The 11,162-nt window shown below is 40.8% G+C and carries 9 protein-coding genes; all 9 read right to left on the bottom strand.

The features are described from left to right. Positions 1-240: 240 nt before the first annotated feature. A complete protein-coding gene (locus CFS60_RS13520) occupies positions 241-1,692 on the bottom strand; it encodes an ABC transporter substrate-binding protein (RefSeq protein WP_088839382.1) in 1,452 nt (483 codons plus the stop codon). A 117-nt stretch (positions 1,693-1,809) separates the two neighbouring features. After that, complete coding sequence (locus CFS60_RS13515) at positions 1,810-3,411, bottom strand: beta-N-acetylglucosaminidase domain-containing protein (RefSeq protein WP_088816307.1); 1,602 nt, start codon at positions 3,409-3,411, stop codon at positions 1,810-1,812. Positions 3,412-3,422: 11 nt separating this feature from the next. Next, positions 3,423-4,907, bottom strand: a complete 1,485-nt coding sequence (locus CFS60_RS13510; RefSeq protein WP_088839381.1) for a response regulator transcription factor — start codon at positions 4,905-4,907, stop codon at positions 3,423-3,425. After that, entirely contained in the window at positions 4,907-6,619 is a 1,713-nt protein-coding gene (locus tag CFS60_RS13505) for a sensor histidine kinase (RefSeq protein WP_088839380.1), read from the bottom strand. The genes CFS60_RS13510 and CFS60_RS13505 overlap by 1 nt, the downstream gene beginning before the upstream one ends. Positions 6,620-6,636: 17 nt before the next feature. Next, positions 6,637-7,248, bottom strand: a complete 612-nt coding sequence (locus CFS60_RS13500; protein ID WP_088816304.1) for a YesL family protein — start codon at positions 7,246-7,248, stop codon at positions 6,637-6,639. A gap of 61 nt (positions 7,249-7,309) precedes the next feature. Beyond that, positions 7,310-8,233 (bottom strand): carbohydrate ABC transporter permease, encoded by a 924-nt coding sequence (locus tag CFS60_RS13495; protein ID WP_088839379.1) that lies wholly within the window; start codon positions 8,231-8,233, stop codon positions 7,310-7,312. A gap of 13 nt (positions 8,234-8,246) precedes the next feature. Continuing rightward, positions 8,247-9,176 (bottom strand): sugar ABC transporter permease, encoded by a 930-nt coding sequence (locus CFS60_RS13490; protein WP_088810995.1) that lies wholly within the window; start codon positions 9,174-9,176, stop codon positions 8,247-8,249. 205 nt (positions 9,177-9,381) lie between these two features. After that, positions 9,382-9,981: a class I SAM-dependent methyltransferase gene (locus tag CFS60_RS13485; RefSeq protein WP_088810996.1), complete on the bottom strand. Its 600-nt coding sequence runs from the start codon at positions 9,979-9,981 to the stop codon at positions 9,382-9,384. Positions 9,982-10,041: 60 nt separating this feature from the next. Then, positions 10,042-11,160 carry an alpha/beta hydrolase gene (locus tag CFS60_RS13480; protein ID WP_088839378.1) on the bottom strand — a complete coding sequence of 373 codons (1,119 nt, stop codon included), beginning with the start codon at positions 11,158-11,160 and terminating at the stop codon, positions 10,042-10,044. Positions 11,161-11,162: the final 2 nt, after the last annotated feature.

Genomic DNA, 11,162 nt, shown 5'->3' with positions numbered 1-11,162 from the left:
GTCTTTCATTTTACCCATCTCTCCCACGTGCTCGCTGAACACGGCTTCGTTGGATTTAATTTCCCGCATGTTTGTTCCTCCTGATGTTTGACCTGTCGTTCTAGTATACCATTCAAACAGGAGGTGAATTGTGACTACTTTGTGAAATTTTCCGGCATTTATACACCCAAAAAGCAGCTTTATGGACCTTCAATAAAAAACGAGGTGGGAAAATGTTTTCCCACCTCGTTTTGTATTCGTTTATTTATTTTCTTTCAAAAAAGCATCGTATTGTTTTTGTAGTTCTTTTCTAACCTTTTCGTAGCCAGCTTTTTCGAGTTTTTTGTTCATTTCTGGGATTGCTTTATCTGGATCAAGAGTTCCTGTGTTTAAACCATCGATGTATTGATTCATTACGTTAGCAATGTTTGAAAGCTCGGTTTTAATGGAATCCGTTTTGACGTTAAAGCCGAGAAGTGGTGACTGTGTTGCGTTTGCAATAGAATCATCACGTGTTTTAATCATGTCATCTGTAACGTTTGCAGTTGGGTAAAGAATTTTGTTATTTCCTGTGTTCCAAGCAGATAAATGGTTGTTCGCTTTGTAGCCATCTAATATTTTTGCGTGACCATTATCTGTTTTTTCCCAACTTTTACCTTCTTCACCGTAAACAAGTGTGTTTAGCACGTCTGGATTAGAATTTAAAACGCCGAGAACCTCAACTGCTTTTTCTTTGTTTTTTGAGTTACTTGAAACGACAAAGTTTGCCATTTGAGATTGCGCATTTGTTTTAGATGGGTTTGTAATTGGACGGGATACAAGTTCCTGACCAGCAACTTGCGTAAGTAACATATCACCGTAATCATATGGACCTTGTGTTTCTTGACGAGCAAACCAAGTTGCCCCGTCTAATGGGTATTCCGTTGTATTCGTTGCAGCATCTTGTGCGATATAGCCTTTTTTGTAGAAACCATGCATTGCGCGTAAATTGTCACGTAGTTCTGTTGTATCAAACTGGTTCACAATTTTCGTTGTATCACCTTTTAGGTCTACGGCAAATGGCATGCCATTTTCAATTGGATATTCTAATTCTGCCTCTACTTTAAAGCCTTGTCCAGCGGCTAGCGGCATAACACTTTTTTCGTTTTTCTTAATTGTCGCTAGAAGTGGTTCTAAATCCGCATACGTATTTACATTTGATACATCTAAATTATATTTATCCAAGTATTGCTTGTTGAATGTTAGAACTTGTTGCGCGAACACATTGCCGTTTACAGGCATCGCGTACAATTTCCCATTAATCGAATTCCCTTTTATATAAGCAGGATCTAGTTGATCGTAAGCTTCTTTAGCATATTTCGGTAAAAGTTCCGTTAAATCAGCGTATGCGCCTTTTTGTGCGTTGATGACATAGTTATTTGCGAAGGCGATATCGTAGTTTTCACCTGAGGATACCATAACGGACATTTTCTTGTCGTAGTCACCCCAAGAAATGAAACGCATATCAAGCTTAGCGCCCGTTTCTTTTTCAATTGTTTCGTTTGCTTTTGCTAACAACTTATCGAAGCCTTCTGGTTTATCTCCGATTTGATACATGACAATTGTATCTTTATCGCTGCCTTTTGCAGAATCAGACGAACCACACGCCGATAGTGAAACAAGAAGGACTGTTGCAAGAATTCCTGTTGTTAATACCTTTATCCACTTTTTCATTTTTCCTTCCACTCCTCTTTAAAATATATAGTTTAATCCAAATAAAGAAAACGCTTTCTAGAAAAAATTATACTATTTGTCCATACTTCCAAAAAGGTATAAATCATATTAAAAAAGCTATAAACTATAGTTTTTGTATAATCGATACGGTAAATTTGAACTCGTCTGGTAGTCCATTTCGGCGAGCTCTTCCGCAGTTTTAGTTGCTTTTGGTAAATCGTTTTCGACAAGCGCTTGGGCTAAAACGAGTTCGCATTCCGCACGCATTAGGCACGGTGCGATTTCAGTTTGAAAGCGCGAATTGGGTAGCTTTCCTAGCTCACGCAGCGCCAAAACGAGTTTTTCTACTTCGTCATAAATTCCTTCTGCATCTTTTTCGCGGAGCAACGTTTGATGGTGCAACGACAAGCCAAAATGAACGCGGGTATTTTGATTGTGCGCTATGAAAATCCGAAAACTTGGCAGGAAGTCGCCTGCAAATTCGGTGAGGACCGCGTCAAAATCCTCGCTGCCACTGTACCAGGCGAACTGGCTCATATGATGAAGCGTGATTTTGGAGAGTTCCAGTGCGGGCATCGGATTTGCGACAAGCCCAATTGCACCGTTTTCCGCCAAATACGGCGTCCGATTTTCATAAGGAGAAAGAAAAAATTGCTTCTTATCGTCCTCAAAGTCGTTGACCGGCGTGTTATCCCAAACAATAATGGGATGCCCGTAAACGTCCCGCATGCGCTGCATATCAGCCGTTGTAATCGCATGCGCGAGCGTCTCGGGGCCCGTCCAAAAGAACGGAATTTCAGGCGGCGTATGTTTTTCGAGCTCTTCCAAATACGGCGAATCAAAGCCATTGTCATATTCGGTCGGACAGACGACAAGCTCGTAATGAACAAGCGTCTCGCGCAAAAACGCATCAACCGCGCGAACTAAATAGGCATGCGCCACGCCCGGCGTCGCAAAGCGCTTTTTTGTTTCGCCTTTCAAAATATAGTCAATATCATCGAGCAACAAACCAAAACGCGTCACACCAACATCAATTAGCTGCTTTAATTTCGCAAAAAGGGCCTTTAAATCAGCCTCTGACGTATAATCAATATCATTTCCCGGGCTAATCATATAGTAAAAATCAATGTCCCAGTCGGCCGAAAAATGCACATATTCTTCAAAAAGAGCAAGTTCCTTTTCGGGATAAAACTCACGCCAATTCATGCGAGAAAGCGTATCATGTTTTGGCGCGTACATATATGTGTTCAGCTTATGGTCACGAATGAAACGGAGAGCTTCTAGCCTGTCCTCGTGCTGCCATGGTCTGCCATAAAAACCTTCAACAATGCCGCGCATCGGCAAGGACGCCGCGTGACTAATTGCCCCAAGTGGCACAAAAATCGTATCCGCACGCATCACAATGTGCTCCATAAACGCTTCCATTCCATATCTCAGGCCGCGCCGACAAGACGCGTGAATGGTCACTAGCTCCCGGTCAACCTCAAGTCTAAAGCCATCGCCTAGAATCCCACGGTCAAAAACGTGACGCAGTCTTAAATCGCACATTTCTTCCGTGTCACCCGGCAAAATGTCAAATAAGTGTCTCGGGTTCTTCATTCCGTACGGCACATCTACTGGCTTGCCGAAGCGAATGAAGCGGCTTTCCAAGCGCAATTTAAACGCGCCCTTTTTAAACGAAAGATATTCGCCTGTTAAATATTTTTCTTTGTATTTCACGCTTTTTCCTCCTATTCGATAGGGTCGAAATTCGCTTGATATTCCTCACGAAACTCCTTTGGCGAGATGCCGCAAATCTTCTTAAAACTTTTATAGAAGTAGCCCGCGCTCGTATAACCCGTTTTTTCCGCGATTTCGCTAATCGTCATGCCCGTATCCACCAAGAAACTTTGCGCCTGCTTAATGCGATATTGATGCAAACACTGGGAAAAACTTTTGTTCGTTTCTTTTTTGAAAAGCTGACCGAGGTACATCGTGTTCATGTGAATCCTGCCAGCGATTTCCTTCAGCGACAGTGCAAGATGATATTCCTCTTGGACGATTTCGATAACGTCTTGCACGTGCTGCGAATACATTCTCCGACCTTTACTACTTCTAATTTCTTCTATCGTGTCCCAAATGACCGGTTCAAGTTCTTCAAAATTAAGGCCCGATGTAATCTTTTCCGCCTGATTTTGGTAAAATGTTTCACTTAAACCTTCGAATTGGCGATATAGGTCAATGAAAATCAGGAAAATGATATGCCGGGTATAATCTGGTTTTGCGGCTGCTGCACGTAATTTTGCAAAGATAATTTCAATTTCACCTTGAATCGTTTCAAAATCCCGCAGCGATAAAGCTTTATTAAATTCAACAAAAGAAATACTCGGTAGCGCCCCGCGCGCATCCACATCGCCCACGTCGCTATTTTTCAGACCGTTAAAATCGTAAAATTCATGTAGCCTACTGGAACTAAGTGCGCTGTCGTAACTTGACGGCACATCTTTCATATCGACAACCGTTTCCCCGACAACTAAATCCGCATCACTTAAACCAAGCGCCGATTTCATCTTCCCAGTAAAAATTTTAAGCGGCATTTTATCCCCCAGATAAATAAGCAACCACATATCAATTTCTAGCGCATAATGAACGAGCGGCTGAGTTTCTAGAATTAAATACTCTTGAATCCGCGTCTCATTTGGCCCGCGTTTTATAAAAATAACCGTGTAGTTTTCCGTTAAAACGTCAATCTTATTTTCTAGTAAATACGTGCTTAAATCACTATAAATGATGTCGCCATGAATCCAACTGAGAATGAAATATTCCGCCAAATACCCTTGATCGCGTTCGTCTTGTTCATCTTGTTTTAGCGCTTTCGTTACGGCATGTAGCGTTTCAATCATCTCCGCTTTATTCACCGGTTTCAGCAAATAATTTTCCGTGCCAAGTTTCAGCGTATCTTTCACATATTGAAATTCCTGATAACCAGAAAGCATGATGAAGCGAAATGGAATCCCTTCCTCTCTCGCTTTCGCAACAAATTCAATTCCCGAAAGAACTGGCATGTTGACATCAACAACGACTAAATCAATTGGGTTTTTGCGAACGTAGTTAAGCGCTTCTTCTCCATTGGCAGCAGTTCCCACAACTTCATAGCCATACTCCTGCCAAGAAATTAGCTTTTTCAGTCCATTTACAATCATATATTCATCGTCTACTAAAAGAACTCGGTACACTAGGATTCACTCCTCTCTTTTTTTAAAGGAAAACGAATTTCAATCGTTACGCCACCCGTTTCGTTTTGCATAATTCGCATACGATACAAACTTCCAAAAAAACCGCGCATTCTTTCATTTACGTTTTTAATGCCAATTGATTTTCCTTCTTCAAGAGAATTATCTTTAAGTAAATCTTCCTCCAATTCGACTAGCTTCTCAGGCGACATGCCCATGCCATTATCCTTCACAATAATGACGACCATTTCCTCTTCCAAAAAGGCTTTTATGCTACCGGCATTATCAATTCGCGTGTAGTCGACGCCGTGAACAAAATAATTCTCAAGTAACGGCTGAATAATAAATTTCGGAATTCGCACATCTCGCACTTCTTGCGCGACCGAAAAAGAATACGCCAGACGATCGGGATAACGCATCTGATACAAGTAAAAATATTTTTCACAAAAATCGAGTTCAGCGGCGACCGTCGTTGTTTTCTCTTGTGAAATATTATTTCTAAGTAGCGCAGCAAACGCGTATACGACTTCTGAAAGTTCATCTGCTTCAAGGCTTACCGCATACATACGAATATACTCGAGCGTATTGTACAAGAAATGCGGATTAATTTGCGACTGGAGCGCCCGCATATTGGCATCTTTTTGCGCAATTTCTAGTTCATAAATATCGGTAATGTATTGATTAATACTGTCGAGCATTGCGTTTATCCCGTGTGAAATCGCGTATAGTTCCCCTTCTTTACTGCCCTCATCAATTCGTGCTGCGAGCTCCCCATTTGAAACATCTTGAATGGAATAAAGAATGCCTTTTACTTGCCTATTATATTTTGAAAAAATTTTATAGAGTGCTGAAATAAGTAATAAATTAAGTAAAAATACGCCTACCCATAAAAAGATAAGTGAACTTTGCATGGAGTACCATACATTTTGATTGGAAATCAGCGTGATGACTTGATAGCCGTTTGCTAATGTCACGTGCTTGACGATATATTTTTTGTTTAGTTCGCTTAAAGTTTTATCGATGCCATTTGGTAGTTGGGCATCTAAAGTTTCCTTACTTTGATCGTTTTTATCCATTTGATAATTAAATACAAGGTTTCCTTGTTCGGTTAAAATATAGAGCGAAACTGGCAAGTCCTCTCCGTATGTCGAGAGCGTTTCCTTAAACTCGTCTGGGCGGAGCGTTAAATAGAAGTCGCCCATTTTTTCAAGTGTCGCCGGATTTAACAAATTTTTCTGCAAACGAATACCGTTTTCTTCTTTTGGGACAGCATCGACTAAGTAGCCGTTTTTATTCGTTAAATCGGAGTAAAGCACTTGCTTTTCGTCTTCAAGCGAAATGGCAATGGACTGAACGCTTTCATCATCATAATAAATTTCGCGCAGTCGCAGTGGTAAATAATTATATTCTGTACTCGTTTCGGCATGCAGGCTGTAATTCAAATAATCTTCGCTATTCATATCAAAAAAATGATGCATGCTATCTACTTTTGCTTGATTGCTGAGTAAATCACGTGTAATCAACTCTAATTTAGAATTTTTCCCCGAGATAATGTCTGCTACATGTCCGGCGGATTGATTCGTTGCAGTTTGCGCAATCTTTTCGTCGCGCTCAAAAATAAAGTAACTTACAAACGCTGAAAAAATAGTGATGCCAACAATTAAGATGACGGCATACCACTTTAACAAATACATGAAAACATTTTTCTTTTTCACAAAACTCCCACATCCTCTTATTCCAGTTCAAACTTCTTGTTTATCATCTCATAAACTCCACGGGTAATAAATAGGGCAAAAAAGATTGCGATTGCTTCCACACCGAATAATAGTAGTGCAGGATATTTAAAGGTCAAAAAACCGACAACGAAAAAGCCTAAGGCCATTTTAATGAGCGTGAAAAAATTGCTAAAAAACGCCATGACAGATAGATTTAAAATATTTCTCACAGTTGTTTCGTAGCGCGCATCGGTTATGAGTACGAAGAAGTAGCCTAAAAAAAGCACGCATAGGCAAAACGCGAGTACGAAAGTAATGATAAAGAAAACGAGGCCCTTCATTTGGACGACTAGAAATAAATTGTAGGCAAGGAGTGCAAATGCGCCTGCAAACAAGTAAAACAATGCATTCCCACGTTTAAAACTTGCTTTAAACTGTGCAAAAGCTCTTTTCCAAGTTATTTCTTTGTAGGAAAATCCTTGTTCAAAAGCGAGTTGTGTGATGGCCGACCACGCTGGGCCGACCCCTAAAATAATGCCGCCGCAAAACATTAGGCCGACAAAAATGAGGTTTAATTTAATGACGGTGTAGCACCGTATAAAGATTTGTTCTATCGCGCGTCCAATCATGCTTCTCTCTCCTTTTAAAAACGCCAGAAAGGAAGCAGAATAAACTGCTCCCTGAAAGGCCTTATTCTTTTACGCCACCGATTGTCATTCCTCTGACGAAATATTTTTGGAAGAATGGATAGCTTAGAGCAATTGGTAGTGTGGAAATAACGACCATCGCCATTCGAGTTGCTTCACGTGGAATTGTCGCAAGGCCACCTGCCATGTTGCCGCTCATTCCGGCATTTTGAGCCATATAATCGATATTTGATTGAATCTTCATAAGTAGATATTGTAATGGGACTAGATTGTCGCTTTGAATATAAAGCAAGGCGTTAAACCAGTCATTCCAATAACCTAATGCGGCAAATAAACTAATTGTCGCAATTCCGGGAACGGCAAGTGGTAATACGATTTTAACGAAGATACGAATTTCACTTGCCCCGTCAATTCGTGCGGATTCAATAATTGAATTTGATACAGAACGATTAAAGAACGTTCGCATGACAATAATATTAAATGGACTTAATGCCATTGGTAAAATTAGTGCCCAAACTGTGTCTTTAAGTTGGAGTAAGTTTGTCATGATGATATAGTTTGGTACCATTCCTGGGCTAAATAACATCGTAATTAGCGCAAAAATGGTTAAGAAACGGCGCCATTTAAAATTCGGTCTTGAAATCGCGTACGCATATGTAGATGTGAAACTTACATTGATGATTGTTCCGAAAACCGTTACAAAGACGGTTACGAATAGCGATTGCAAAATTTGGTCTTTCATTTCATAGAGATAGCGATAACCATCGAAACTCCACTCAGAAGGAATAAGTTGATACCCTTCTGTTGCAAGGGCATTCTCGCCCGTCAAAGAAATAATGATAACAAAAACGAGCGGAAACACACACGTAAAGGCGAATAAACCTATTAAAATGGAGAAGAGTAAATTCGTTTTTTTCCCAAAAGTGCGGTGCCTTACTTCTGTAATTTTGATTTTTTTCTCTGCCATTGTTTACTCCCTCCTAGAAAAGTGCGGATTCCGGATCATATTTGCGGACAATCAGATTTGTTCCAACTACGAGAATAAATCCAACTAATGATTGGTAAAGCCCTGCCGCGGCGGCCATTCCAATATCTCCGGTACTTGTTAAACCGTTATAAATATATGTATCAAGTACGGAAGTTACTTCATAAAGTGCGCCTGAATTTCGCGGAACTTGGTAGAATAAACCGAAGTCTGCTCGGAAGATATTCCCGACTGCTAAAATGGATAAGATGGTAATGAGTGGGACAAGCTGTGGTAACGTAACGTTTTTTACTTGCTGCCACTTGCTTGCACCGTCCATTTGTGCTGCTTCATAATAAGTCGGGTCGATTCCCATAATCGTTGCAAAATAAATAATACTGTTGTAACCGACGCCTTTCCATATTCCCATGAACACCAAAATGTACGGCCAGTATTTTGGTTCTGTATACCAGCTAATCGCTTCGCCGCCATTTGCAACGATGATGCTGTTTAAAAGCCCTTTGTCTGGGCTCAAGAAAGCGTAAACAAAATAGCTAATAACAACCCATGATAAAAAGTAAGGCAATAGCATCGACGTTTGATAGACTTTAACAAGTTTTTTCGAACGCAATTCGCTCATTATAATCGCAATCATTACTGCCACAATAAGTCCTAGCACAATAAACGCTAAATTGTATAGCACGGTATTTCGTGTAATCAAATAAGCATTGTCCGAACTAAATAGAAATTTAAAGTTATCAAAGCCGACCCAAGGGCTTGCTTTCAAGCTGTCAATAAAGCCGCCAGCTGCATACTGGAAGTCTTTAAACGCGACAACGTTTCCGAAAACTGGAATATAAAAGAACACAATTAGCCAAGCGAATCCCGGCAAGCACATTGCCAGAAAAGCTTTATTTTTCATAAATTCGCGTCCCAATTTCTTCATGACTCTCTCCCTTTCTTCTGAAAAACAGTTTCTCGTGTACTTTTATTTTAGCGAAAGAAAAAATTTCTCAAAAGATACAAAACATAGATAAAAAAGGACGAAATATATAATTTAGCTACTCAAGTCTACACGGATAAAAAAGGATTCTCGCCATCATACAGACAAGAATCCTTCACCAAAAAACGCTATAAACAGGCACTACGCTTTATTTTGTGCTTTTAAAAATGAAATAACCTTTCTCTTTCACAACTGTTTCGACGTTTCCGAAAACTTCTTCCATTTTCTTTGCCGCCGAAGGGCCGCCTTGTTTTTTCTGAATTACAATCCATAGCTCCCCGAAGTCCGCTAAATAGCCATGAGCTTCTTCCAAAATCGCATGGACCAATTTTTTTCCGGCACGAATCGGTGGGTTGCTTAAAATCGCCTGATAGTCTGTTTTAGAAACATTTTCATACACGGAGCTTTCAAAAATTTGCACATTTTGAATGTGGTTTAAAGCCGCGTTTTCCTTCGCAAGTTCTAGCGCGCGTAAATTGACATCCACCATATCAATCGTAGCTTCTGGAAAGCTTTTCGCGATAGCGAGGCCAATTGGCCCGTAACCGCAACCGACATCTAAAATGCGTCCTGTTGTCTTGTTTAACTGGAACGCCTCTATTAAAACACGCGAACCAAAGTCTACCGCATTTTTTGAAAAAACACCTGCATCACTTATAAATTTAAATTCATTTCCCCGAAGAACAAAATTCAAATATTTCCGCGCATGTTTTAAATCATCGTTATTAGAAAAATAATGCTTCGTCAAATTTCTTCCCCCATTTCTCTCACCATTAAATATAACATAGGGGAAGAAATTCTGGAAAGGTCAGTCTTGGAAAACTTCTTGCATCATTTTTATGACTTCTTCTGCACAATCTTCTGCTTGCGGGAAAATACCATACTTATCAATAAAGGCGTGCATCATTCCCACGTAGCAAATTGATTTCGTCTTCACGCCGGCTTCTTCTAGTTCTTTGGCAAACACATTTGCAAATGGTCTTAAATAGTCAAATTCGGCGCTTACAAGGAGTGTTGGCGGATAGACTGATTTGTCTTTTGCCGAGAGCGGCGAATAAATTGGGCTCGCTGGATCTTGGTCTCTCACGTAAGCCGTCCGCAAAATAACATTGGCGCCTCCCATTGAATTAAACGCGTCACCCATTTGTTTTTCTAAATTTTTTTCAAAGTGAAAGCGTTCGATTGGCCATGCATATTTTTGATTTTCCTCATCTAAAAGTGTGAGCGATGGGTAAAGTAGCGCCTGCATGCCGATGTAGTTAGTGCCCTTTTCACGGTCGATGAAGGAGGCGGCTGCGGCAAGTGTGCCACCTGCACTATCTCCTGAAACGACAATTTTCGAAGCATCTGCGTGTAACATGTCGGCATTTTGTGCGACCCAAAGCACCGCCTGATACGCATCATTTGTCGCAGCTGGGGCGGGATGTTCCGGTGCCAAATGATAGCCCACGTTAATGACGACGGCTGGAAGCTTTTCCGATAGCCCTTTGCAGAAGTTTTCTACAACGTCCATTTTTCCACCAATAAAGCCGCCGCCGTGATAGAAAATAATTGCGGGCGCTTTGTCTTTCTGATTCATGTGACGGTATACACGGACAGGGAAACTTCCTTCTGCAGTTTTAATCGTATGCTCAGCGACATCGATATTGTTTGACAAGTCCACATTGGCGCTCCCCATCATTTGGCGCATCGCAAGCGCCGCCATCGATGCTGCCTCAACGTTTGACAAGTCCACATCTTGCGGCATTTCGCCCACCGCCTGATTCGTCCCGCCTTCTTGTGCCTTACGCATATCCGCTGCAAGATACGGATTTAGTTCTCCGGGATTTTGATTTCTTGTTTTCTTAAAATAAACTTCAATTCCATCTTCTTTTTCCAAATCTGTATATTTACCTAGAAACTGTAAATCTTTTCTGTAGTCTGACATCA

It is taken from the genome of Listeria sp. ILCC792 (assembly GCF_900186135.1).
Classification (GTDB): Bacteria; Bacillota; Bacilli; order Lactobacillales; family Listeriaceae; genus Listeria; species Listeria goaensis.
This window is presented reverse-complemented; position numbering and strand designations above follow the sequence as displayed.